This window comes from Streptomyces wuyuanensis (genome assembly GCF_900103455.1).
GTDB lineage: Bacteria > Actinomycetota > Actinomycetes > Streptomycetales > Streptomycetaceae > Streptomyces > Streptomyces wuyuanensis.
Window position 1 is genome coordinate 15,439 of the sequence record NZ_FNHI01000034.1, and the last position, 24,024, is coordinate 39,462.

The window sequence follows — 24,024 nt, forward strand, 5'->3', positions numbered from 1 at the left end:
GCTCAAGGACTCATCGACCCAGCGATCGGTGAGTCCTTCTGCTTTCCGCTCCCCACTTTCCTCAGTTGGTTCACTTCGTGAACCAACTGAGGCGAAGAGCAGCAGTGGGGAAAATTCGAGATCGGCATCACGGTCACCTGAACGGGAACGTCCATCGCAGCGGACTCCATTGAGGGCACCGACGCGGTGGCAACGACCGTTCCCACAGCGTCAGTGGCCGTGCGGCTGAAGTGCCACAAGAAGCCGTCGTCGGCGACCTTCTCCACCCACAGGGCCCACGAGGACTCCTTGCCGTCCGGAGTGGCCTGGCCGAAGACGTGTGCTTTGGCCCCGACCGGCAGGGCGGCGAACTTCGCGCCGTCCAGTCGGACGCCGGCAGTCACCGTGAACGAGCCGGTCTCGTCGATGACGGGTCCGGTGGTGGACAGGTAGCCGGAGGTTCCGTTCAGTCGTACCTCGCCCTGCGCCGGGTCAGCGGTCGCCCCACTGCCCTGGATGTTCATGGCCGGGGCGTAGGGGGTGCGGCCGGGGATCTTTCCACCGGCGGCGTCAGAAGCGTCCCAATAGGCGACGAGCTCAGCCGCCGGTGCCGCGTCCGCATCCTGAAGCCGGTTCTCCAGACGTACCTCGTCTTCGCTCAGCGCCCGCTGCCACACCACAAGCTCATCGATGCCGCCCAGGAAGTACTCGCCGGCCTTCGAGGCACCCACGGTCATACCCGCTGCGGACGTCCACGGCGTGTAAGCCGGATTCGCGGTCGCGAGGGTGATGGGCGTGCCCTGCGGACGACCGTTGACAAGGAGCTGAATGGTGTCGTTGCTCTTGTCCGTGTCGTTCTTCGTATCGAACACGCCGGTCAAGTGCGTCCACACGTTCAGCGGCGGATTCGGCACGTCGGCCAAGGCGCTTACATATGCAGGGGTCGACGAATCAGCGACAGCCTTGTTGAACACCCACTTCTTCGTCGAGGCGGAGTAGAACAGGTTGAACGCGGCGGATGTGCTCGTGCCTGGCGCTGAAGCCACCACCCGTGTCTTGGCCCCGTCTTTCAGCAGCACCCATGCGGAGACGGTGAAGGAGTCCTTGGTGTTGAGGGGAGGCTCAGCCGTTGAGGCGTAGCCGATGTGTTTGGCCGGATCGGTCACGTCCTCGTTCAGGCGGAGCGAGTGGTCACCGATGCCGCGGCGGCCGCGTTCCGACCAGGTCGCCGCCGTACCGGCCTGCTGATGCAGTGTGATCTCGTGCCGGGTCGGGCCCTCCGTGGCTGTGTCAGCGGCTTTGGTGCCGGTTGCCTCGCCGAAGTGCCAGCGACCCACGGCATTCGCGCCCGGCTTGACCTTGAAGTGAAACTCTGCAGGAGTCCCTGTCCGCGGGAGGCTGTTCACGACGTCGACGGCCTCAACGATCAACACCTGGGTGCCGGCCGTGGTCGGTACCGGTTTGATCGTCACACTGCCGTCGGCGGCGAGTTCGCTCTCGATGGTCGTGTCGTCGGCGGACTGCGTCAACAGGCGCCAGCGGTAACTGCTGATGTCCTTGTCCGCCGTATTCGGCTTGATCGTGAAGGAGCCCTGTTCACCAGGTCCGCCCTTGGACTCACAAAGGTCGGCCGTGCACTGCGTGTAAGGGCCGTTGGAGGTGATCTGCGGCTCCTTGGGAGCCGTTGCATCGATCTTGAAGTAGCACCAGCGCTTGTAACCGGAGGAGATCGCCGTCGTGACACCCTCGTACGTCCAGAACGTCTGCACCAGCGACCTCACCCGGTACAGGGCCCCGTCCACACCGTTGGCCAGGCGCTGCTTGGCGAGTGCGTCGTCCACGATGTAACCGGTGGACGGCACGTTGAACTGAACAGGCGGATCCGCTGTCCAAGTACCGCCGGGCAGCTTCCGCTCGACCCAGTAGTGCACCCGCAGCGACCCGCGCTCCTCATCATTCGCAGGCTGCACAGCGGTCTGCGCGCGCGCCTGCAGCATCGGGTCGGAGCGCGTGGCGATGATGGGGGTGGCGTCCGAGGTCGAGCAGCGCTCAACGGTTCCGTTGCCCGGGATGACACCGTCATTGGACACTAGGCCGGGCTTGATGACGTAGACGACCTTGAGTTCGGCGTTCTCCTTGAACCGCTTCCACGCGTCCGCGTTACCCTCGTCCTTCGCCCGCAACATGAGGGTGAGGCGCGAGAAGTTGCCGTCGGCGAAGGAGCGGACCGTCTTGGTGAGGTTCTCGTCCGTCTCACTGGCGCTGTCGTTGAACTCGATCCACTTGTCGGGCTGCTCCGGTGAGCAGTGGTCACCACGGCCTGCAGAGACCTGCCGGTCCCCCATCAGATCCAGTTGCGCCGGTCCGGGCCAACGAGTCGCACTCGAAATGTTGTTCGTGCGCCAGAGGTCCACCCAGTGCGCAGAGCAGGAAAACGACCACGTCTCATATGCGCGGAAAGTCGCATCGATCACGTACTTGCCGACCAGCTTGCTCGGCGAGAACTCGAAGTACATCCGGTTGGTGTGGTCGGCGTCGCAGTAGTACGGCCCGACCCGGTAGCAGCGGCCGACGCCCAAGTCGCCGCTGAAGTCGTAGAAGGTGTCACCGTCCGAGGACAACACTGTCCGCTCCGAGACACCGAGGCCCATAGACGGGTCGATGTAGACGGGGTACACCGTGCCCTCGCCGCGCAGCACGTCCAAGTCCGGCTTGACGGCGATCTCGCCGTCGCTGACGTGCACCGGAAGGACCGCGCTGACATCGCCCTTGTCCGGCGCCGCCGCCTCGGAGGCCTCGCTCGCAGCGGGTTCGCCCGTGTTCGCAGAGGAGGTGTTGCGCATCAGCTGGGTCCGGGCACCGGTCTCGTCGGCGTCGCCGGCCGAGTCCCACATCAGGCCGGCCGGGCCCTTGAAGACCGTGTTGCCGTCCTCGTCGATGGCCCGCAGGCCGCCGCCGGCCCCGGGGGCGACGGTGAGCCCGTCGCCCCGTGCGGTGAGGGCCACCTCGTTGAGCTCGGGGTTGGCCGCCGCCTCGGCGGTCTTGACGACCAGTACCTCGCGATAGCCCTCGGCAGTCGCCGTCAGCTGCAGGTCGACGCCTTTGAAGACTTCCGGGTAGGTGGCTGTGGGCCCCTCGAGCGTCGGCTGCGGCAACTGATCGGGCCAGCCCAGGGTCACCGAACCCTGAGGCGCGGCCAGACGGATCATGTCCTTGCCGGTACCGTCGCCGGAGAACGAGAGGTCGACCACGGCCGCCTTCGGGCCCACGGTCCCGTCCGGGCGGCGCTCAAGGGTCACATCCACATCACGCCATGAACCGTCATCAGCCTTGACCCGCTGAGGAGTCGTCGACTGCGTCAACGTGAACGTGCCGTCCGGATTCGCCTCAGTCCTGGTGTACTCGGAACGCTCCGAGACCACCTCCACGGGCTCACCCGTCTCAGCCGCCAGCGCCGACGCACTCTGCGCCGACATCGGCGCTGCCGCTGGTTGCTGCGCTGAAGCCTGACCGGCCAACGGCTGAAGCACCGAGGCCATGATCGCTGCGGCAGTGACCGCCACGGTTCTGCGGCGCCCCCGACGCCACACCCAACCCCTCACAAACCCACCCCAGGTCTTACATGATCCTTACACAGACCGACCAAATATGATCGTCCGCATTCCGAACGTCAACCCCCTCAGGGTCACATCCTGCACAATGCTGCACTAATTCAATCTGATTCGAAGTATTTGTTCCGGATTCGGGATGCCTACGGACGTCCGGTGAACAGTCCCCCGGGCCGGCGGCGGCTTGCAGGGGTTGATCGAGGCCCGATCTGCTGCCCTGATCCCAAACCGCGATGGCGCGCGGGCTGTCGGCATCCTGAGCCATCGTCATGGAAGGGTCGCCGGTGAGCATCACCAGCTCGGAGACGGGCTGGAAACTCAGGTAGCATCCCGGTCACCTGCATCAGCGTCCCGCCTGAGCGGGAGACCAACCTGTACTGGTCGCTGCCCCTCCCCGATTTCCTGGGCCTGAACCACACCCTCAACACCGCCGACCGCACCCGCCAGTCGGCCCACATGAACAAGCCCGTCGCCCATGTCATGCCCACGTCCGGATCCGCCTACGGCGAGGACTGGCCAGTCTCCAGTTGTAGTTCGCTGTCTCTGCTGGTCAGAAGCGCCTTCTCGAGTCTGTTCGGCTGCTGTGGCGTCAGGTGCCGGAAGTGGGAGTGGTATCTGCCGAGATCCTGGAGGAGGGCAGGGACCACTGCGAGGCGGTGAAGATGCCCGACGACCGCGACTTCGCGGCCAAGGGCGACCTCGCCAAAGCCGGGATCCAGCGGCTCCTGGCGTCTCCACTGCCCATCACCGGGGAAACTGTGGACTCGGTTTATGGTCAGGAATGGCGGCTGCGTCGCATGCTGGAGGAAGCTGGCGTAGACTACGGCTTGGCCGTCCCGAAGCTCCAGCCCGTCCCCGCGCTGGGCCGGATCGGCCTCTTCACAGGCGCCGAAGCAGAGATCAGGTGGGGACCGTTCGGCATCCTCGATTCGCGCGTGCGAGCACGGCCCTGGGCTGGCACACTCCCCCCGTCTGACCTGGTGCTCCATACCGGGTCCGCCATACCAGGGGTGGGACATTGACCGAACTCAGATACTCCACAGCCATCGCCGCCACGATCGCAACGCTGCTGCTCACCGGCTGCGCAGGCTCAAGCGGGGCAACACCGCCGACAGCCTCCGCGACAGCATCCCCGCAGTCGGCCGCGAAGGCATCACCAACCGGCGCCCACAAGTCCCTGGAGCAGGTCCTGCGCGATATCCACGACGCCGCCCAAGGCGTCGGCGAAGACCGCATGCGCGTCCTGAGCGACGAGAAGACCGTCACCGACAAACTCCCGCACTGCAACGCCCACGGCCTGATCATGACCCTCACGGCCCCTGGCCGACCGGAGATACTCCGCCTCACCGACCGCTTGCAGAAACGGGGTTGGAAAGCCGACGGCCCCGTGACGGACCTCGCCGACCTCAGGTACGCCACATGGGGCATCATGCTCCGTGCCCGCCCGGTGCCCAAGGAACTCACCGCCAAAGCGGCCCCCCACAAAGGCATGATCCAAGTCTCAGTCATCGGGAACTGCACCAAGTGACAGGTGCCGGCGTACACGCGAACGCACCCAGTCAGGTACGCGGACCACAGGTGGAGTGTCGGCACCGGGTGGGACCATCGTGCCTGGGTGAGGACTGCGGCGGAAGGGGGCGGGTGTGGAGCGGGAGCGGGTCGGCCAGCCCGGATTCGACCGGATCGTCGAGGCGCTGGTGCACCGGATGTACGACGCATCCGCGCACGTGGAGGTGGTCAACGGGCGCGGCGGGGATGACGGGATCGACATCAAGGTCACCAACGGATCCAGGATGCGGATCTTCCAGTTGAAGTACTATCTGGACGGTTTTCCGACTGCGTCGTTCAAGGGGCGGCGCAAGTCGATCAAGGGGTCATTCGCCCGGGCCACGAAGCACAGGCCGTGGGAGTGGATCCTGGTCGCTCCGTCCACCCTGACGACGGCGGAGCGGAAGTTCGTGACCTCTCTGGCCGCCGGGCAGTCAGTGCGGATACAGGTGTGGGACCGGGCCCAGCTGGACGGTCTGATGGCCACTCACGCGGACCTGGATCAGCTCTATGAGACGGCCAAGGTCTACCGGCAGGAGCGTGCGCTGCTGATGGGCGGCACGCGCGACGTGCGCGCCCGGGTCGCAGCACTGGGCCGGCAGGTCGACGGACTGGACGACCACTGGACGGTGGACTTCGCCCGGCAGGGCGAGACGGTGGTGCACACGTTGCGGGGCAAGCACCCGCGGGCCCACCAGGTCTCGCCCGTGGAGATCTCGCTGACCGGGAACGGCCCCCTGGCGCCCGAGCTCGCCAAGGCCGTGCGGCGCAGCCTGGGCTTCGGACTGCCCGAGGAAGTGGTGCTGCCGCGCGGGGCGGTGGAAAGCTTGACGGTCTCCGGGCCCGAGTGGCTGACCGCCTCCCACCAGGACGTCGAGGTGCCGTGGCGGCCGGCCGAAATGGCCCCAGGGGCCGAGACGGAAGTGGAGGTGGTCTTCCTCGACGGCCGTCAGGTCACCGCCTCCTACCCGGGCACGCTGCGCCACCTGGGACGCGGCAGCATCGGCCGCTCCGTCGACGTGGAACTGGCCGGCGGCTGCATGCAGCTGATGATCCCCGACCATGCGGATGCCCCGGCTTCGCTGCGCTTCACCTTCTCCCTGGAGGGGCTTGAGCCGGCTGCCGCTCTGCGCCTGCTGCGCATCCACCAGCGCATCGTGGCCGGCGGCGCCTTCCACGTCCGTGCGCGCGCAGGCGTCATCAGCGGTGGCGACCTGCCGGCCAAGCCCGAAGCAGCGCGTAAGGAAGCCGCGGAGTTGCGCCGCTACCTCGAGGACCTCGAAGTGGTCCAGCGCCACTGCGAGCAGTACTTCCCCATACCCGCCGAGCTCGCCCCGGTCGACCGGATCACCCTGCGCGCAGCGCGCCTCCTCATCGACGGACACTGCGTGATCTCCCCGTTCATGCCCTCAGCACGCTTCATCCTCAACGGCCAGGACTCCCCCGTCCTGCGGGCCCTGCTCAGCGGTGAACCCCACGCCGTGCGAGTCGAGTGCGAGGAGTTCGCCATCACGCTCGCCGGGCGGCGCCTGGACCTGGGCCCCGTGCTCTTCTTCCACCCCCGCGTGACCGCCGACGACGCCCAGCAGGCCCTCGCCGCCCTCGACAGCGGGCACGGCGACGGCCAGGTCGTCACCGTGCGACCCGCCAACAAAGAACACTTCCGGCTCCAACTGCAATCCGCCACCACCCGCGACGAACCCGTCCCCGCACCGCTCGCACTGCCCGGCTTCCCCGAACCCCGCTGACGTCCCAGGGCTGCGCGGCGACATTTGCTCCCAAGCGCTGAGGCAGGCCGCGCGGCGGGCTGTTCCGGGCAAGTCCGGCGCGCACGGTCAACACTGTTCGCTAAACCAGCCGGCTGAACAGAACCATGAGCTGGCCGCCAGGGCCTGGTAAGCAGCCGTCTGCCGTTGCGGGATCCGGCGAAGGGGGCGGTGATCTCTTTTCACGCTTGGAGCAGGGATGCGTCGTCCTCGCAGGATGGGGACGCCAGCCGAACGGCGACGAACGCGTCGAACTCACCGCCCGCCTCCCCCTGGAGGCCGCACGCATAACTGGGTGGTGCTGCGCCACCGTTTCGTAGCAGCAGCGCCACCGAACAGCGCCGTAGGATAATGACGTATCCATGAGGGAATCGGCTGGTTGTGCAGGGAAGGTCGCGCAGGAGCAACCACTGGGGAACGATCACGCGGGACGTGGCGGGGAATGGAGACGCGCTGGTACCGGCCTTGGAGGAGACGGCGACAACGCTGGTCGGCAGAGCTGACGAGCTGAGACGGCTCAGCTCGGTGATCGGCAGTCTAGGTCAGGACGGTGTTCCCTCAGTCGTGGACATCGCCGCAGACGCCGGTATGGGGAAGAGTCGGCTGCTGAGCGAGCTCTGTGCGTGGGCGCGGCGGGGCAGGTTGACCGTGCTGCGCGGCAGGGCCACGGAGTACGAGCAGCACACTCCCTTCCAGACGTTCACCGACGCGTTCGCCGACCTCGATCATGCTTTTCTCGGCCCGGATGCCGTGCCCGGGGCTGCGGAACCGGTGCTGCGCGGAGCCGACAGTGTGCAGGGCTCGGCGTGGGGTTCGGCCCGCGACCGGTTTGGCCTCTACAGGGCCGTCGCAGAAGTGCTGACCAGGCTCGGGGAGCGCAGCGGGGTGGTGATGGCCCTGGACGACCTGCACTGGGCGGATCCGGCGTCTTTGGAACTGTTGGACCATCTGATCCGTCACCCGGTGGGCGGCCGGGTGCTTCTGGTCGTGGCCCGACGACAACGGCAGACGCCGCACTCCCTTGCCGCCGCTCTGACCCGCGGCATCGACAGTGGGTCCGTACTTCGCATGGCGCTGCGACCGTTGCCCGAGCAGGCGTCGATCGAGGCGCTCGCCCCCGACCTGCCGCCCGGCGACGCGAAGGAGATCTATGAATCCAGCGAGGGTAACCCGCTGTACCTCCACTGCCTTCTGCACGCCTATCGTCATGGCGCGCCGTCGCGCGGCACCACCGTCCGGACCCACGACAACGCCTCGTCCGGAGTGCCGAGCGGACTGGGGTCCCTGCTCCTGGACGAGCTAACCGCGCTGACCACGACGCAGCGCCGTACCGTCGAAGCGGTGGCGGTCCTCGGCGACCATGCCACGCCGGTAATGCTGAACGTGACGACCGGACACACCACGCCCGAGGAACTCGACGACTGCGTCAGTGCACTGGCGCGGCGCGATCTGCTGCGCAAGGGGGCCGACGGCCGGTGGGCACTGCGCCACCCGCTGCTGCGGGCGATGGTGTACGAGAACACCGCCGAACCACGCCGCACCGAGATCCACCGCAGCGCAGCGGAGGAACTGGCCCGCGCAGGTGCCTCCGCCGCCGAGCGCGCTCATCACGTCGAGCGGTCGCTGGTCGGCTGGGATCCCGAATCGGCGGCCGTGCTGAGCGAGGCGGCCGCCCAGTTCGCCCACACGGCGCCCGCGACGGCCGCTCATCTGCTGGACGTCGTCCTGAGACTCATGCCTCAGACGCCCGCTTGCGCACAGCAGCGTAGAGAGTTGACACTGGCGCGCGCCAGAGCACTCGGTGTGGGCGGAAGCCTGCGGGAAAGCCGTGACCTGCTCCACACCCTGATCAGTAGTCCCGGGCGGAACGACGCATCGCTCTACAGCGATGCGATAGCGCTCTGCGCCATGATGGAACGCCATCTCGGACACTCCCCGGAAGCGACAGCCCTGCTTCAGCGGGAACTGACCCGCAGTCCCGGCCCTGAGCCCCGCCAGGCGGTCTCCTTAGGACTCGCGCTGGGCATGGCCGCCCTGAACACCGTCTCCTATCCCGACGTACGTGACGAGATCGAGCGAACACTCGCGGTGGCTCGCTCAAACGGCGACCTCATGGGAGAGATGGGGGCCTTGGCGCTGGGGTCGTTGGGAGAGGCGTACGAAGGCGAGACTGCGGCGGCCCGCCGGTTCGCCGATCTCGCCGCCAGCCTCGCAGACGGACTCACCGACCCCAACCTCACGGAACTGTGCGAGTCGCTGGTGTGGCTCGCCTGGGCGGAAGCCCTGCTCGAGCGCTATGCCGACGCGGAGCGGCATGCCGAACGGGGTCTGGACATCGCCCGCCGCAGCGGTCAGGTCCACGTCCTGCCCCACCTGCTGAGCAGCAAGGCCTTCGTGCACCTCAGCACCTGTCGGATGCCGTCCGCCCTGGAGTCTGCCGAGGAAGCGGAATCCATCGCACGAGCCATCGGCAGCAGTGATCTCCTGACCTTCACGCTGTGCTTCAAGGCGCTGATCCTGCTCGTCCGCCGCCCCCTGGGCGACACCAGCGCCCTGGCGACCGCCGAGGAAGCCGTGGCCGCGGCCGGAACAAGCAGGCACTGGTGGGCATCGCTGGCCGGGTGCATGCTCGGCCACACGGCGCTCGTGAGCGGCGACCCGAACCGGGCGCGGGAAGCGATCATGAAAGCGGGGGGTCCCGAACTGCTCAGGCTGCAACCCTCCATACGCCCCGGTCAACTAGACACCCTCGTCAGCACCGCCCTCGCGGTCGGCGACGTCGAACAGGCCGCGAGGTGGGCCGCACGAGCCGTTGAGGAAGCCGACCGAATGGGTCTCCACGGTCAGCGCGGGGCGGCTCTGCGCGCCGAGGCGGCGCTCGCCCAGCACCGCGGCGACGGCCGCGCGGCCGCAGACCTCTTCGAGCGCGCCGCGCAGGCGTATGCGCCGTCCGGTGCGACGCTCTGGGAGGCTTACTCCCTGCTGCTGGCGACCGTCCAGGCGCAGGCGACAGGCGACCATCCGCGCGCCGCCGCAATGTGGGAGCGCGCCCGCCGTATCGCCGATGCAGGCGGCGCGCGCCTGCTGTCCGACCTGGCCGAGCTCGTGCACCCCCAGCTCGAGGAACCCTTGCGCACACCCACCGAGCTCGACCAACTGACCGCACGGGAACGGGAAATCGCCGAACTCGTCGCCGAAGGACTGAGCAACCAGGCCATCGCGACGAAGCTGTACCTCAGCCGGCGTACGGTCGAAACTCACCTGTCGGCCGTCTACCGGAAGACCTCCGTGTCCTCCCGCTCGGCGCTGGCAGGCCTCATGACGCGTGCGGCCCTCGACCGCCGCACATGAACAACCCACCATGGTCGAGGTACGACACGTGGTTTGGCCGTGGCCTCCCGGGCTCAGGCCGTGGCCTCCTGGTAGTCGCCGAGGCAGCGGAAGACGCCCCCGGCCGCCCGGAACAGGTACATAGCGTCGGTGCAGCGGTCGGTGGACGCGTCGTAGCGCAGCCGCTCACCACGCCATGCTGCGCGTCGCCCGCCGATACGACCCACGCCAGCCGGGCAACGGGTAAACGAGCAGGCCGACAGGCGTGACCGAGCCTACTGACGGGACAAGGCGCCGGGCCTTCATTTGGATCACGAGGCTTCGGGGCTGCGGCGCCTGCCGGCGGAGCTCCGACGGGGCTTCATGAGGGTGAACGCACACCTACGTAGTCGGATTAAGTGGATTCACCGATACGCTCGGCCGTTGCTCTGCGAAAGGGTGAAGGCGTTGTGGGGGGCGGGTGATGCCGAGGCTCTCGTCGTGTGACGCTGGAGCCGGAGCCTTCGCGCTTCCCGCCGAAGTCAATCGAGCAAGTGAAATTTCCTCAACTAGCTTCGGGGAGACGGAATATGCGCATACCTGCCCTGTCTGTCGCTGTCGCGGTGGTGGCCGCGACGATAGCGGGAGGAGCGGCTCCGGCCGCTGCCGACACGTTGGTCAGCACGGTCAACCTGGAGGCCGGTGCCGGCCTCCACCACAATTCCGCGACTGTGACATACGAGCGTGTCGACGGCGCGGTGAACTCGGTCAAGATCATCTCGCTGCTTGCCTTCTCGAGCGAGCGCGACTGCGTCTGGGTGGAGTGGAACGACCCGAATGACGTGGGGGACGGTTGGGCCGCCCTCAACTCAGAGCCTCCGTGTTACGGCGGCAACTTGGGGGAGACGCTCAACAGGATCATCAAGGCGCCCAAGGGCCATCAACTCAAGGTGCGCCTGGCCGCCTACCATGACGGCGGGATCGAAGTGATCCACAAGGACATCGCAAAGCTTTAGCCGAACCGTGGCGACACCGGATGCGGAGGGCGTTCCGGTGTCGCCACGCCCGGACAACACATCTACAGTAGCCAACCCGATCAAGCTCGTACCTGCCACCGAGCAGGCGTCACCGTTTCGCTGGACGTCCTATTGATCCGAAACTCAAAGGGGTCTATTCGAGGGTGTAGCGGACGTGTGGGCCGCCGAAGTAGCCGCGGACGATGTGCGGCTGGCGTTGACGGCGGTGGAAGAACCGGCGGGTCTCGGCGGCGAGCTGGGCCTGGTCACGGGCTCGGCTGCGCATGGGCAGCCTGCGCTTGAGGTCGGCGTTGACCAGCTCGTCGGGGTTGAGCTCGGGCGAGTACGCGGGCAGGAAATGCAGTTCGATCCGGTCGGGGTGGTCGGCGAGCCAGGCGCGGACCTTGCGGGAGCGGTGAGCGGAGTGGCCGTCCACGACGAGGTGCACCTTGTGGTCGAAGTGGCCGACGAGCCGGTCCAGGAAGCGGCACATGACGTCGGCGTCGAAGGTCTCGGTGAACACCATGAAGTGCATCCGGCCCTTCGTGCCGATCGCGGACATCGCGTTCACCGAGAAGCGGTTGCCCGAGCGGCGCACGACCGGGGTGCACCCTTTGGCGCCCCAGGTGCGGCCGGTGACCTGGTCGGAACGGTGCCGACCTGGTCGGCGAAGAGGACCTCGCCGCCCTCGGCCTTCGCCTTCGCGCGGATCGCTGGCCACGTCTCCTCATGCCAGACCCGCACAGCCTCGGGATCCTGCTCGACGGCCCGCTTGTCCGGGCGCTGGAACCACAGGCCCCAGCGGCGCAGGTACTTGCCCACGCCCTGCTCGGTCAGCCGCACCCGGTACGGCTTCGCGATCAGATCCCCTACCCCGGCCCGCGTCCACAGCTGCCCCGCCAGCCCCAGATCACAGGGCCGGTGATCCAGTACGGCCTGCCGGACCGCCTGCTGCTCGACCGCTTTGAGAACCTGATACTCGCCGACCCGGCGCCCACGCGGCTGGGCCACGAGCGCCTCGCGCCCGCCGGCCAGCCACTTCGCCCACCAGTTGTCCACCACCTTGAGCGAGACCCGGAACACCGCCGCGACGTCCTCGCGAGTCCGGCCCGCCACCAAGGCGGCCACCGCCCGCAACCGAAGGGCCTCCTGCGCCGACGGAGACAACTGCCGGGCGTCCCCGACCAGTTCACTCACGCAGGGACCAACGACCCAGAACAGCTACCGTTTCGGATCAATAACTGGCGAATCGTCCGCTACGCGGACGATCTCGTGCTTCTGGTCGACGGCACACACGACGTTGAGGCGCTGCTCGAAGTCATCAGGTGATGTGTGCTCGGTCCCGGCGGTCGAAGAGGGAAGGTTGATAAGCCACCCCGACAGCCTCCCACCCACACGGCCACCACACCCACCGAACTTACGAAGAGATCAGTACTGCGAGTGGCCCGACTACGGGGCTGCTGCGCGGGAACGTTCGCGGGCGCCCCAGCACCCCGGGCCGTCCAGCGAGCTCGCCGCTCTGGGGAACGGTTCCCCGGCGAGTGCGGTCGGCCCGGAGCTGTCTGCGGGCGTGTATCAGCCGGAGGAATGTCAGCGCACTCGGATGCCTGCTCGGAAGACGGCCCGTACGTCCAGCAGGGCGGCGGGGTCTTTGACGGGATCGCCGTTGACGGCCAAAAGGTCGGCGTCAGCACCGCCGATGATCCGTCCCTTGCGGCCTTCGACGCGGCACAGTTGGGCGGCCAGGCTGGTCGCGGAGATCAGTGCGTCGATGGGGGTCACGCCCTCGCGGACCAGATCGGCGACGCCGTGCGGGAGGACGTTGTGGGGCTTGACGGGCCCGATGCCGGCGTCCGAGCCGATGACGACCTTGGCACCCACCTTCTGCAAGGTGCCGTAAGTACTGAAGATGGTCTGGCCCCGTGCGCCCATTCCCTTGGACCGATCGATGGGCACACTGGGGTCCAGGCCCGCTGTGACGCTCGCGAAGGTATTGCTCTCCACGATGGCCTCGATCAGAGCGGGGTCGGCCTTGACGCCGTCGGCGCTGAGGAAGGAGACGTGCTCGAGGCTGTCGACGCCCGCTTCGAGGGCGTCCCGGATGGCCTGGACGCCGTGGGCGTGGGCGGCCACGGGCAGCCCGAGGCGGTGTGCCTCGTCCACTACTGTACGCAGGTCTTCCAGGCCGTACTGCGAGGCGTGCGGCGGCACGGATTCAGGAGTCATCATGCCGCCACTGGCCATGATCTTGATGACTGCGCACCCGCGGGCGTGGCGTTCCCGCACGGCCGCACGCAACGCCTCGGTGCCTTCGACCTCTCCGCCGAAAAAGTGGCAATGCCCGCGCGGGGTGGTGAGCGGGGGACCGGCGGCCAGGATCTCGGGGCCCTGCTCCGGGTGCTCGGCCAATTCCTCCACGAGGGTCAGCGAGAGATAGTTGCGGTCGCCGAGATCGCGCACGGTGGTGATTCCGGCGTGCAGTGCGCTCCGGGCCGCGGCTCGCATTTGGGCCAGCAGGTCTGCGTCACTGGTTGCGGCCAGGGACGTCACGGGGTTCGGGCCGGCGTCGAAGGCGAGGTGGATGTGGGTGTCGATGAGGCCGGGCAGCAGGCAGGCCCGGGAGCCGAGATCGATGACCTCAGTGTTGTCGGCAGGCAGGGCGCCGCTGCGGTCCACGCGGACGATGCGGTCGCCTCTGACGTACACCGTGACAGGTCCGGACGAGGCGAACCCGTCGAACATCGAACCGGCGTGTATGGCAAAGGAATTCATCAGTAATTCTCCGATCGGAAAGCGTGTGTCACGCGGGACACCGAGATCTGGCCTGCTCAGGGCAGGTGCGGAAGATGCGTGTCGGTAGGGGCTGGTGGACTCCGGCCAGGCACCGGGGCGCCGGACACTGTCAGCGGTGCAGCAGCGAGTGGGGTGCACTCTCAGGACGGTGCCGGCGTCGGGTGCAGAGCCGTCGGGGCCTGGCTGCCGAGTGATGTGCTGGGATGCCGTGGGCGGCGGAGATGTCGTTCTGGCTGCGGGCGTCAAAAGGTGCGGCTCTGCAGGCCGTCACGGTTGCGGCGTCCGGGGGTGGCCCCGCGGCCGTCCGGGTCAGTCCATCGGGCTGTGGGCGGCGAGGGCCTGCGCGCGGGCGGCCGTGCCGTCACGACGGGTACGCCGCAGCTCGTACTGGGCCAGCAGGCGCTTCGAGGCCGTCAGGAAGGTCTTGTACGGTGGCGCAGCCAGGCCCGTGGACGTGTGGGGGGCGTAGCGGGAGTCTTCGTCGGTGACGGTCAGCCGTCCGGTGAGCGTGCGCATGCCCAGCCGGACGCGCTGAGGCCGGAAGGCTTGGGCGAGGAACCCGGCTCTGCGCCCGCCCGGCGGCAACAGTCCAGGGGCCACGTCGAGCCGTAGCCTCGCGGCGTCGTGCCCGGGGACCGCCACCGGGACAATCACAGGGAGGCCGTCTGCACCGCGGTAGGCCGGCAGCCGGTGCGGCAGCCCGCCGATCTGCCGTGCGACCGCGGCGAGGCCGACGCGCGGGCCCATACCGTTCTTCGGGGGACTTCTGCACGTTCGGTTCCTCGGGCCAGGCGGCGCCGGTGGCCGTCATCGGTCCGTGGGCCGCCGGATCGGGCCAGACGGCGACGCGCTCGACCTCGACGTCGATGAAGACGCGCTCCTGGTGGTTCTCGCGCAGCAGCCAGTCCCGTATCGGCCCGCGCCTTGTCTCCCCGAGGAAGGGCTCCGAGGCCCACATCAGCTCTGCCAGGCGCTCCGGTGACGGGCGCAGATCAACCGACGCGGTGCCCTGCGCGACCACGTACGAGCCACTTGCGGCGAAGCCGTGATCACGCGTGTGGTGGGCGACCGACACGTGCGGGTCCCGCAGAATGCGTTCCGGTTCCTTCGGGAGGCCGAGCGAGGTGGTGAAGCCGACCCGGCCCGCCTCCCGGTCCGCGAGGCCCACCGGCGCGACGCTGGTGACCACGGCGCCGTCGGCCGGGGTGACATTGGCGGCCGCGACCGTGAGGTCGCCCCTGATCACGGCGTCCGCCGCGTCCGGCCACCCAGGCGAGGCGGAGGTCATCAGTCGGCGACGCGCAGGATCCGCAGGTCGTCCGTCGCCTGACGGCGCATGACGGGGAGGAGCGGGCGTACCGGCTCCGGCATGCCTGCGAGCACCAGTTCCACCTCCGCGGGCGTCCCCACCTCGTCGAGGAAGCCGATCATCAGGTGTCCGGCCACGGGCGGCGTGGTCGCGATCACCCGCTGCGCGAAGTCCTGCCAGTCATCGGCGCTGATGTGGTCGCGGAGCGCGGGGAAGAGGATCGGCTCCTCGCGGTCCAGGTGGTCGTGCACCGTGTCGCGCACGGCGACGGCCGCGTCCTGCAGCGCGGCCCGGACTCCGTCCGTCACGCCGCCGACACCGAGGCCGGTACCGCCAGCTTCACCGGCCCCGTCCCCGACCTCGTCGCCGCTCATGTTCACCGCGGCAAGCTGGTCGAGCGCGGCGTCCAGGCGCTCGTGCTCGTCGCTCAGCGCGTCGAGGGCGTGTTCCGTGGCCGGCGCCGCCGCGACGATCCGCGGCCACAGGTCCTTGTCCTCGGTCTCGTGGTGATGGCGCAGGTTCGCGACGAGGAAGTCGCGCAGCTGCGCCAGTGCGGCGAGTGGCACCGAGGGGCGGGGGGCGGCCTCGGCCAGCAGGGTGGTGGCGACGCGGTGGACCTCATGGGCGAGCCGGGTCTCGATGACCGACGCAGATTCTGAAGCAGACTCCATATGCATGGAGACAACCATATTCATTGAAGGCCATTATCGTCAATATGGTGACTCCTTGTGCAGGAGGTACGATGCGCGGGTGACCACTCGGAAGTACCACTCCCCGCGCCGCACCGACGCGGCTGCTGCCACGCGCGAGGCCGTCCTGAGCAGCGCGCACACGCTCTTCCTGGCCCGCGGGTACGCCGGGGTCACCATCGGGGAGATCGCGGAGGCGGCGAAGGTCGCCGTCCCGACCGTGTACAGCAGCGTGGGGAACAAGCCGGGCATCCTGACGGCCCTCCTCGAGCCGGCCCTGACCGACCCGGCCATCGCCGACAACCTCGCCGCCGTCGAGGCCAGCGACGACCCGCGTACCGTGATCGAGCTGACCGCCGAGGGCACCCGGCTCACCCACGAACGCCACTGGGACCTCGTGTACGGGCTCTTCTATCGCAGCCCGCCGGGCGAACCCGCCGTGAAAGCGGTCCTGGACAGGGGGGCCGACGACTACGTCCAGGCGCTGACCCGCGTGGCCGACCGCCTCGTGGCTCTCGACGCACTCCGTGCCGACGTCTCCCACGCGGAGGCCGTCGACATCCTCTGGTTCCACCTCGGCCCGCACGCCTGGATGACACTCGTCGGCGAACGCGCCTGGCCGTTCGACCGCGCCCAGACCTGGACCGCCCACTCCGCCTGCTGGGCGCTGCTGAAGGACTACGGCTAAGGCCGGCCCTCAAGGCCATGAGAGGTACGGCGGCGACCGACTGGAGACCACCTCCACCGCGGCCGGATCGACCATCGGCGGAACCTAGGGCCGGTCGGGCGGCACCGCCGTTCCGGTCGGCCCGGCAATCGGCCGTCAGCGCTTGAGATGGACGGTGAAGTGCCGCTCCGTCTCACCGGCGGGAACGGTGCGAACGAAGCCCCGGGCGGTGCTGTAGTCACCCGAGCCACCGGTGATGCCGACATCGACATAGGACGGGGCAGGCAGATGAAGCAGAGCCTGTGCGGCGAACTGCCCCTCAGGCAGGGAGAAGGTGCCCAGACACTGCAGCGCGGCCGGGTCGACACTGGTGTATGTGCAGATCACACTGTGATCGCCGACCTTCTTGCCGTCACGGTAGAGGTCTTCGTGGATGACGCGCTGGTCTCCCGGGCTGATTCCGGTTTGCCCCAGATCGAGATCTGCGATCGACGTCTGCTTGCCGACCAGTTCGAAGACCTGTGTGCGCTTCTCGGCCGCGGGCGTACTGACGGGATTCGCCGTGTCGGCGGAAGCCAACGGGGCGATGGCGACCCCACAGACGAGTGCCGCGGACATTCCGGCGGCCGCACTCAGATAGCGCACCTTCGCGTTCTTGAGCTTATTCGTCACTCTTCTTCTCCGTTTCTTGGTATGTCGGTTCCGTGGCCAGTAAGGCGGGGAATTTGAATTCGGACATTGACACGCTCATCATCAGCCGAGCCGTGGCCTATGGAGGGTGTCCGTCGCAGGCGTGGCCCGCTTGACGGGTGGTGCGACGAGCGCCCCTTCCTCGGTGGCGCAGGTCAGAATCGGTCGACGTCGAGTACGGCCTGGGCGAATGCCCCAGGCGCTTCCTGCGGCACGTTGTGGCCGATGCCCTTGAGGGTCCGGTGGTCATAGGGACCCGTGAACTTGTCTCGGTATGCCACACCCTCGCCGGCCGGGGTGAAGGGGTCGACCTCCCCGTCGAGGGTGATGGTGGGCACCGCGATGTCGGGCGCGGTCGCGAGGCGCGCCTCGAGCTTGTCGTAGCGGGGGTCGCCCTGGGCCAGACCCAGCCGCCAGCGGTAGTTGTGAATCACGATGGGGACATAGTCGGGGTTGTCGAATGCCTCCGCTGTGCGGACGAAGGTGGCGTCGTCGAACTCCCATGTCGGGGAGACGTTGCGCCAGATGAGCTTCGTGAAATCGCGCCGGAACTTCTCAAAGCCCTGCACACCGCGTTCGGTCGCGAAGTAGTACTGGTACCACCATGCCCACTCGGCCGCCGGGGGCAGCGGAAGCTTGTTGTTCTCCCGGTTGGTGATGAGGTAGCCGGTCACGGACACCAGAGCCTTGCACCGGTGTGGCCAGAGCGCGGCGATGATGTCGGCGGTCCGCGACCCCCAGTCGAAGCCTCCGAACACGGCCTTCTTGATCCTCAGAGCGTCCATCAGGGCGATGATGTCGAGGGCAACCACCGACTGCTGCGCGTTGCGGAAGGTGTGGGGTGAGAGAAAGCTCGTGGTGCCGTGTCCGCGCAGGTAGGGAACGATGACTCGGTAGCCCTGGTCCGCAAGCAAGGGTGCGACGCCAACGTAGCTGTGGATGTCGTACGGCCATCCGTGCAGGAGGATGACGACCGGTCCGTGGGCCGGGCCGGCTTCGGCATATCCGATGGTCAGTTCGCCGGCCTTGACCTGCTTCACCGCCGGGAAGGTCCCGTCACCGGTACCGGGTGTCAGCAAGGTTGCCGCACTTTCGGCGCCCTTCCCGGATGGAAAGGCCGCCGCCGCCGGGGGCGGCCCAGCCCGATCAGTGACGCCGCAGCCGTTCCCGCTACGCCCGTGCCGATGACCTTGCCGAGAGTACGTCTATCGATCATCTGTGAACCGTTCTGTCCGTATCGGCTGACCGGGCGCTCCGCACCCGACCGAGGGCTCTCTGAGAGCCATCGTGGTGCTCTGACGCGTTCGCAGCCTCGGTGTCCGTCCGCAGGAATCCTGCGGGTTTCCCGCACCCCGGCTTCGGCACCCGCTCTTCAGCCCAAGCTGCCTCAGGACCCGACGGCGGCCAGTAGAGACTCCCCCCGTACGGATGACGTCACACTGAGTACACAAGTCGGCCGCCAGCGGGGAATCGAACTGGCCACGGTGGGGAGCCGCGGTGGCCGCCGGCGGGAAAACCAACCGGCCACTGCCACCGGATCGCTCCACCGATGCCCCGGGGGCACGACGGACGCGCCTCACGCAGTAGCTTTGCTTCCATGAATGCCGAGGGCGCTGTACAGCGTGTCGAGACCGTGTCACGCATCAGCGTGGTGATCGCTGACGATCACCCCGTCGTCCGAGCGGGCATGCGAGCACTGTTGTCCCAAGACGAGGCGTTCGAGATCGTCGCCGAAAGCTCCACCGTCCCGGACACCCTGCGAGCCGTGGCCCAGCACCAGCCATCCGTGCTGGTACTGGACCTCACCATGGCCGACCGAACCAGCCTGCCCTCGATCCCCGACCTGCTCGCGGCGTCACCCGGTACCCGGATCCTGATCCTCACAATGCAGGAGGATCCCGCGTTCGCCCGCGCGGCCCTGCGGATCGGGGCGGCCGGATATCTGCTGAAGGAAGCGGCGACGGAAGAACTGGTCGGTGCGGCACGCCAGGTCGCGAATGGGGCCACCTACCTCCAACCTGCGATGGGCGCCCGACTGGCGATCGCGGACGCCGCTGCTCCCGGCGCCGACGCAGATGCCACTTTGACGGCGCGCGAGCTTCAGATTCTCTCACTGCTCGCCCTGGGTCACACCAATCAGGAGATCGCGCGGCGCCTCCACGTCTCCATTCGGACAGTGGAGTCCCACCGCGCCAGGATTCGGGACAAGCTCGGGACCGAGACACGGGCGGAACTCACCGCCGCTGCTCGCGAGCGAGGGTTGCTGGGATGAACAACACACCGCGAGCCAACCCCGGCCCGGTCATGGAGGCCGCCGGAGCCGCTCTGCTCGCCATCGCCTTCGCGCTCGAGGTCCTCCAGCAGCAGCCTCACTGGGTAATGAGGTTCTCGCTCGGCGCAGCCGTCGTCCTGATCATCGCAGCGGCACTGAGCACTGCCGTCCGGCGGGCATGGCTGGCGGCCCTGAGCGGGCTCGCACTCATACTCGCCGTGGCGCAACTCGTTCGCATGACCAACGAGCCGCTCCTCAACGGCTTGAACATCGTGCCTCTCCTGCTGATCGGCTCCGCCGCCATGCTGGGCCGCAGTGCGGTATCGCGCCGCCACCGTCTCGCAAGGGAGCGAGTTCAAGCCCGCAGCGACGGCGAAGAACGAGAACGTCGGCGGTGGGCCCGGGAGTTGCACGACGAGACCCTTCAAGAACTGGTCGCCGTCCAGCTCGTTCTCTCCGCCGGCGCCAGCACTGGCCAGTCCAGCGCAATGAAAGAGGCCATCGACCAGGCACAGGGCCTGATCACGAACCAGATCACGTCCTTGCGGCATCTGATCGTGGAAATGCGGCCTCTCGCCCTCGACCAGCTCGGCCTCGCGGCGGCTCTTGAGACCCTGTGTCGACGCGCGAAGGAAACCTTCGGAATCGAAGCGGAACTGCGCGTCGGAGCGGACTGGAACCGACTCGAGGACGAAGCGTCGCCAGACGCCCAGGCCCATATTTACCGCATCGTGCAGGAAGCGGTGAACAACACGGTCAAGCACGCCCATGCCAGGCACCTTCTCGTGGAACTGGCCAGCGACGACCGCACGCTCCGCGTGACGATCAGGGACGACGGCCGGGGAATGGCCGAGAAGCCTTCCCGTCCCGTCAACCGATCCGCGCATCGTACGGTGGTCTCCACAGGCACCGGGCTGTCGGCCATGCGCGAGCGTGGCCACCTGTTGAACGGACACCTCAGCGTTGGCTCGATCCCCGGCGAGGGGACCTGCGTCACACTTCTGGTTCCCCGTCATACTCCGCGACGCTCCAGGCACTGGTGGCCCGGTCACCAGGACGCGTGACTCAGGAGGGTGCCAGGCGGTCGGCGAGGGGGCTACGTCGTCATGGAAGGTCGTCTCCCAGGGGAGGGTCTGTACGGTGAGCGGCCCTGTCTCACATTCGGTGGTGACGGAGAGTGCTGCTATCCGAGGAGGATGCGGTGGCGGAGCAGGGTGAAGCCTGCTCGTCCGTGCATCTGACGCGCGATCCGCTTGGTCTTGGTGTTGACGCCCTCGGTGGGGCCGTTGCTGTACGGAAGCGTGAGTGCGGCGTTGACGGCGTCACGGTCTCGTTCCAGCCCCCGTGTGAAGGCATGCAGATGGGGCAGGTCGGCTGCTCGGACTTGAGCGATCCAGCGTGTGAGCGCGTCGGCATTGTCGACGTGCGGCGTGAGGAGCGGGGCGAAGTCTTCGATGCCGGTGGCCAGTTGGGTCATTTCGGGGCAGGCGGCGGTGAGCTTGGCCAGGAGCTCGTGTTGCTCGACCTTGAGGTTGTCGAGCCTGGTCAGCACCATCCGGGCGAGCCTGCGCGGGGAGACGTGGCTGCGGTCGGCGTCCGCACGGCCCTGGTTGATGTACTTGTGCAGGAGATTCAGGCAGCCCGTGAAGCCGAGGGCCTTGATCTCCTCGAAGAGGTGCTTCACGGGGACGGAGGGGTCCTCGGCACGGCGTTTATGCAGGTGTTCACGGTAGGGGTCGACGAGGCTGGCACGGTACTTCGGGACGCGGAGCATGCGCTCGGGCCGATCGGCGCGGGCGTAGCGTTTGACGGTGTTCAGGGCCAGTTGCAGGCGGCGGGCGCATTCGAGCAGGCCCACGCCCTTCTTGAGCAGGCCGTGGACCTGGTGCCAGCGTTCGAGGGTGGTCTGGGCGCGGGGCCCGTCGTAGATCGGCGCGTCCAGCACGGTGGCCCAGCAGGTGCTGTGCGCCTTGACCTCGCTCAGGGCGGCTTCGCACAGGTTCTTCCACACATGCCACCGGTCCGCGACCTGCACCGCGTCGGGCAGGGCGCGCCGGATCGCCTCGGCGTAGGTCGCGGAGCCGTCACGGCACACGACCTCGACGCCTGGATGTTCGCGCAGCCATACTTCCAGAGTGTCGGCGGTGCGGTCGGGCAGCACATCGATCCGCTCGTGGGTCTCGGCGTCGATGATCACGGTGGCATAGCGGTGGCGCCGGCGCAGAGCGAAGTCGTCGACGCCGATCACCCGGGGCACCCGGCCGGTTGGCAGCGGGATCCGCAGCAGGGTGCGCAGGGCCGTGTGACGCGACAGGCTCACCGCGAGTATCGCCAGCAAACGTGTCCCCGCCCGGCCCGCTAACTCCTTGACCACGGCCTTGACTTGCCTGGTCAGGCGGACGGTTCGCCGCTGATATCGGTCCAGCACTCCGCACACTTGCTCGCGGAAGGTGTGGCGGCAGCCGCGCGTGGGACACACCAGACGCCGCACCCGCACACGGACCACCACCCGTCGTTCATCGACCGGCACGTCGGCCACCATCCTCCAGTGATAGCCGTGCACGCGTTCCGACGGGGCCCCGCACACCGGGCAGGCCGCAGTGTCCCGCGGTGTCCGTGCCCGCACCAGGATCCGCTCACCTTCGTCAGCCACATCCTCGATGACCAGCGGCGACAAGCCCGAGAACACCGTCTGGACAAGCTCGTTGAAATCCTTCACGTGAATGTCAACGAGCCCTCACGACGCTCCGTCACCACCGAATGTGAGACAGGGCCGTTCGCTACACAGACCCAGCAGGGGAAGCACCGCCGGCCGCGGTCTTCGCGTACGGCAAGCCGCGGCCGGTACCGCCGGCGGTCCCGCAGACGGAACGCGCCCTGGCGAGGCGCTCAACGACCGGGCCCGTCCGAAACCTCTGACACAGCGCTCGGGCGCGGCCGACAGGGTCGCGCCCGAGACCACAGTGTGCACGCCGATACAGACCGCCCCCGGCAACGGTCTGGAAGGGTCCCCAATGCCCCCAGGCGGCCCGGTCAGTCCAACTGGAGCAGGGAGGCGACGACACACACGACCGTGGCGAGCACGCAGCCGATGCGCCACGGCGTCGTCCTGCCGCCGGGAGCCTTCAGCAGACCGGCAAACGCAGCAACGCCACCGCCCACCTGCCAGTAGGTAGAGGCGTCAGTGGCGGCGATCACTCATCTCCGGCACGCCGAGTCCACGCAATAGTCGAACGCGGCCGTCAGGTGCGGCTGGTACCAGATGTACACCGCCACCTGCCCAAGAAGCAGCGCGGCAACCACCAGCAGCCACTTCCGGTCCCCACGCGATATACCGTCATCCGATGCCATACGCCGAACCCTAACCAGACCCCGACACCCAACCTCAAAGGAGTGCGTAGACCTCATGGCCAGCGGCGGGCATATGGGCGCTCAGGCGCTCGCCGCGAGCGTCTCGGACCCCGCGTATCGCGCCGTCTGGCGGGCGGAACCCGAGCTCAATGGCGGCAAGAGCTGGAGTTACGCCGGAGTGGCCAGCCGACTGCCCGAGATCGACGACGAGGAAACCGTGATCGAGTTCCGGCAGGCGTGTGTCTTCGGGCCCTTCGTGAAGGCGTGCGAGAGTTTCTGGGAACCCCCGGTGCCCACGGCGTTCAACCGTCACGCGACCGTCCATACGGCCGGTCCGACGTAGTACACGGTGGCCAATGCGCTGACGGGGCTGATGCTGGCGGTGAGCATCGTGCGGGAGCTGGAGACGGGGAATCTCTTCGCCGACTTCCACGACTCACTGCCACAGGCAAGATGGGGCAGTCCCACGTAACGTGCGATGGAAGCAGGGCCGACGGCCCGCGGTCCTGTCAACGCGGGCGCGCCACCAGCGACCGTACGGCTTGATGGGCGGGACCGCTCGTTGGCCGGTCAGCGGCTACTGCGCCAGCGGGATCGCCGATCAGAGCGTCACCATTCCGCTGCGGCACCTTCGCTGACCCCCACACGCCGGATGATGCTGCCCGCGCCAACTCCCCTGGGGGACCCTCACGCGCATCCACGCCGCCGCGCTAACCGCCGTCGCCCTGGCCGCCCTCACCAGCCGCTCCGCGCGCAGCGCCCACAGCAAGCCGACCCTCGACCCTGCGAGCCAACCCTTGATGTTGTCCGGAATCGGCCCTTCGTCGACCGCATCCTGCTTGACCCAATTCCGCAGTCCCTCGGCGCCGACCCCGAGCTCCCTGGACACCTCTGTGACGGTCCTCCTGGAGGAGTGCACGAGCGCGACCGCGTTCCGTTTGAATTCTCCCGTGTACCGCCTGCTGCGGTTGCTCTTGCTTCCCACCTGGCACTACTTCCTCTGGAACCTCACGACCCAGTCTCCAGG

General features: G+C 67.9%; 20 protein-coding genes and 2 pseudogenes. 10 read left to right on the forward strand and 12 right to left on the reverse strand.

All coding sequences use genetic code 11. From position 1 onward, the window contains the following. Nucleotides 1–2: 2 nt before the first annotated feature. Nucleotides 3–3,542 carry a LamG-like jellyroll fold domain-containing protein gene (locus tag BLT82_RS34475; RefSeq protein WP_244529888.1) on the reverse strand — a complete coding sequence of 1,180 codons (3,540 nt, stop codon included), beginning with the start codon at nucleotides 3,540–3,542 and terminating at the stop codon, nucleotides 3–5. A gap of 651 nt (nucleotides 3,543–4,193) precedes the next feature. Between BLT82_RS34475 and BLT82_RS34485 the strand changes: the two are divergent. The 4 genes and pseudogenes from BLT82_RS34485 to BLT82_RS34500 form a co-directional block, all read left to right on the forward strand. Beyond that, nucleotides 4,194–4,466: pseudogene (locus BLT82_RS34485) on the forward strand (transposase); the annotation flags it as partial. Between the two features lie 139 nt (nucleotides 4,467–4,605). Continuing rightward, a complete protein-coding gene (locus BLT82_RS36965; RefSeq protein WP_143041583.1) occupies nucleotides 4,606–5,115 on the forward strand; it encodes a hypothetical protein in 510 nt (169 codons plus the stop codon). 115 nt (nucleotides 5,116–5,230) lie between these two features. Further along, nucleotides 5,231–6,883, forward strand: coding sequence for a hypothetical protein (locus BLT82_RS34495; protein ID WP_093662120.1), 1,653 nt, complete (start codon nucleotides 5,231–5,233; stop codon nucleotides 6,881–6,883). A gap of 450 nt (nucleotides 6,884–7,333) precedes the next feature. Continuing rightward, the gene (locus tag BLT82_RS34500) at nucleotides 7,334–10,252 is read left to right on the forward strand and encodes a helix-turn-helix transcriptional regulator (RefSeq protein WP_404205768.1); all 2,919 of its coding nucleotides are present in this window, start codon (nucleotides 7,334–7,336) and stop codon (nucleotides 10,250–10,252) included. A 53-nt stretch (nucleotides 10,253–10,305) separates the two neighbouring features. Here the strand turns inward: BLT82_RS34500 and BLT82_RS37465 are convergent, their stop codons facing one another. Next, nucleotides 10,306–10,458, reverse strand: a complete 153-nt coding sequence (locus BLT82_RS37465) for a hypothetical protein (protein WP_167746168.1) — start codon at nucleotides 10,456–10,458, stop codon at nucleotides 10,306–10,308. Between the two features lie 342 nt (nucleotides 10,459–10,800). Here BLT82_RS37465 and BLT82_RS34505 point away from each other — a divergent pair, with 342 nt between their 5' ends. Next, nucleotides 10,801–11,226 (forward strand): hypothetical protein, encoded by a 426-nt coding sequence (locus tag BLT82_RS34505; RefSeq protein WP_143041584.1) that lies wholly within the window; start codon nucleotides 10,801–10,803, stop codon nucleotides 11,224–11,226. Between the two features lie 154 nt (nucleotides 11,227–11,380). On the opposite strand, the gene BLT82_RS38985 is transcribed toward BLT82_RS34505, so the two are convergent. The 5 genes from BLT82_RS38985 to BLT82_RS34525 all read right to left on the reverse strand — a co-directional run bounded on the left by BLT82_RS38985 (nucleotide 11,381) and on the right by BLT82_RS34525 (nucleotide 16,005). Further along, complete coding sequence (locus tag BLT82_RS38985; protein ID WP_455431884.1) at nucleotides 11,381–11,824, reverse strand: IS630 family transposase; 444 nt, start codon at nucleotides 11,822–11,824, stop codon at nucleotides 11,381–11,383. Next, complete coding sequence (locus BLT82_RS38990; protein ID WP_455431885.1) at nucleotides 11,794–12,423, reverse strand: helix-turn-helix domain-containing protein; 630 nt, start codon at nucleotides 12,421–12,423, stop codon at nucleotides 11,794–11,796. The genes BLT82_RS38985 and BLT82_RS38990 overlap by 31 nt, the downstream gene beginning before the upstream one ends. Nucleotides 12,424–12,816: 393 nt before the next feature. After that, complete coding sequence (locus BLT82_RS34515; RefSeq protein WP_093662124.1) at nucleotides 12,817–13,998, reverse strand: metal-dependent hydrolase family protein; 1,182 nt, start codon at nucleotides 13,996–13,998, stop codon at nucleotides 12,817–12,819. 330 nt (nucleotides 13,999–14,328) lie between these two features. Continuing rightward, nucleotides 14,329–14,619: a hypothetical protein gene (locus tag BLT82_RS34520; protein WP_208868124.1), complete on the reverse strand. Its 291-nt coding sequence runs from the start codon at nucleotides 14,617–14,619 to the stop codon at nucleotides 14,329–14,331. A 687-nt stretch (nucleotides 14,620–15,306) separates the two neighbouring features. Next, nucleotides 15,307–16,005: a hemerythrin domain-containing protein gene (locus tag BLT82_RS34525; protein ID WP_093662167.1), complete on the reverse strand. Its 699-nt coding sequence runs from the start codon at nucleotides 16,003–16,005 to the stop codon at nucleotides 15,307–15,309. Nucleotides 16,006–16,078: 73 nt separating this feature from the next. Between BLT82_RS34525 and BLT82_RS34530 the strand changes: the two genes are divergently transcribed. Next, nucleotides 16,079–16,705: a TetR/AcrR family transcriptional regulator gene (locus tag BLT82_RS34530; RefSeq protein WP_093662128.1), complete on the forward strand. Its 627-nt coding sequence runs from the start codon at nucleotides 16,079–16,081 to the stop codon at nucleotides 16,703–16,705. Between the two features lie 135 nt (nucleotides 16,706–16,840). Here the strand turns inward: BLT82_RS34530 and BLT82_RS34535 are convergent, their stop codons facing one another. Beyond that, the gene (locus tag BLT82_RS34535; RefSeq protein ID WP_093662130.1) at nucleotides 16,841–17,356 is read right to left on the reverse strand and encodes an allene oxide cyclase barrel-like domain-containing protein; all 516 of its coding nucleotides are present in this window, start codon (nucleotides 17,354–17,356) and stop codon (nucleotides 16,841–16,843) included. A gap of 173 nt (nucleotides 17,357–17,529) precedes the next feature. Further along, nucleotides 17,530–18,590 (reverse strand): annotated as a pseudogene (locus tag BLT82_RS34540) (alpha/beta fold hydrolase). A gap of 381 nt (nucleotides 18,591–18,971) precedes the next feature. On the opposite strand from BLT82_RS34540, the gene BLT82_RS34545 reads away from it, so the two are divergent. After that, nucleotides 18,972–19,646, forward strand: coding sequence for a response regulator transcription factor (locus BLT82_RS34545; RefSeq protein WP_093662132.1), 675 nt, complete (start codon nucleotides 18,972–18,974; stop codon nucleotides 19,644–19,646). Then, nucleotides 19,643–20,710 carry a sensor histidine kinase gene (locus tag BLT82_RS34550; RefSeq protein WP_093662134.1) on the forward strand — a complete coding sequence of 356 codons (1,068 nt, stop codon included), beginning with the start codon at nucleotides 19,643–19,645 and terminating at the stop codon, nucleotides 20,708–20,710. The genes BLT82_RS34545 and BLT82_RS34550 overlap by 4 nt, the downstream gene beginning before the upstream one ends. A 119-nt stretch (nucleotides 20,711–20,829) precedes the next feature. Here the strand turns inward: BLT82_RS34550 and BLT82_RS34555 are convergent, their stop codons facing one another. Continuing rightward, on the reverse strand, nucleotides 20,830–22,365 hold the full coding sequence (locus BLT82_RS34555; protein WP_455431886.1) for an ISL3 family transposase: 1,536 nt from the start codon (nucleotides 22,363–22,365) through the stop codon (nucleotides 20,830–20,832). A gap of 314 nt (nucleotides 22,366–22,679) precedes the next feature. Beyond that, nucleotides 22,680–22,844 carry a hypothetical protein gene (locus tag BLT82_RS37470; protein WP_167746169.1) on the reverse strand — a complete coding sequence of 55 codons (165 nt, stop codon included), beginning with the start codon at nucleotides 22,842–22,844 and terminating at the stop codon, nucleotides 22,680–22,682. Nucleotides 22,845–23,052: 208 nt separating this feature from the next. On the opposite strand from BLT82_RS37470, the gene BLT82_RS34560 reads away from it, so the two are divergent. Further along, nucleotides 23,053–23,340: a hypothetical protein gene (locus tag BLT82_RS34560; RefSeq protein ID WP_143041585.1), complete on the forward strand. Its 288-nt coding sequence runs from the start codon at nucleotides 23,053–23,055 to the stop codon at nucleotides 23,338–23,340. Nucleotides 23,341–23,346: 6 nt separating this feature from the next. Next, nucleotides 23,347–23,469, forward strand: coding sequence for a hypothetical protein (locus BLT82_RS38630; protein WP_280142517.1), 123 nt, complete (start codon nucleotides 23,347–23,349; stop codon nucleotides 23,467–23,469). 129 nt (nucleotides 23,470–23,598) lie between these two features. On the opposite strand, the gene BLT82_RS38905 is transcribed toward BLT82_RS38630, so the two are convergent. Continuing rightward, nucleotides 23,599–23,982: a transposase gene (locus BLT82_RS38905; RefSeq protein ID WP_093662140.1), complete on the reverse strand. Its 384-nt coding sequence runs from the start codon at nucleotides 23,980–23,982 to the stop codon at nucleotides 23,599–23,601. Nucleotides 23,983–24,024 lie beyond the last annotated feature (42 nt).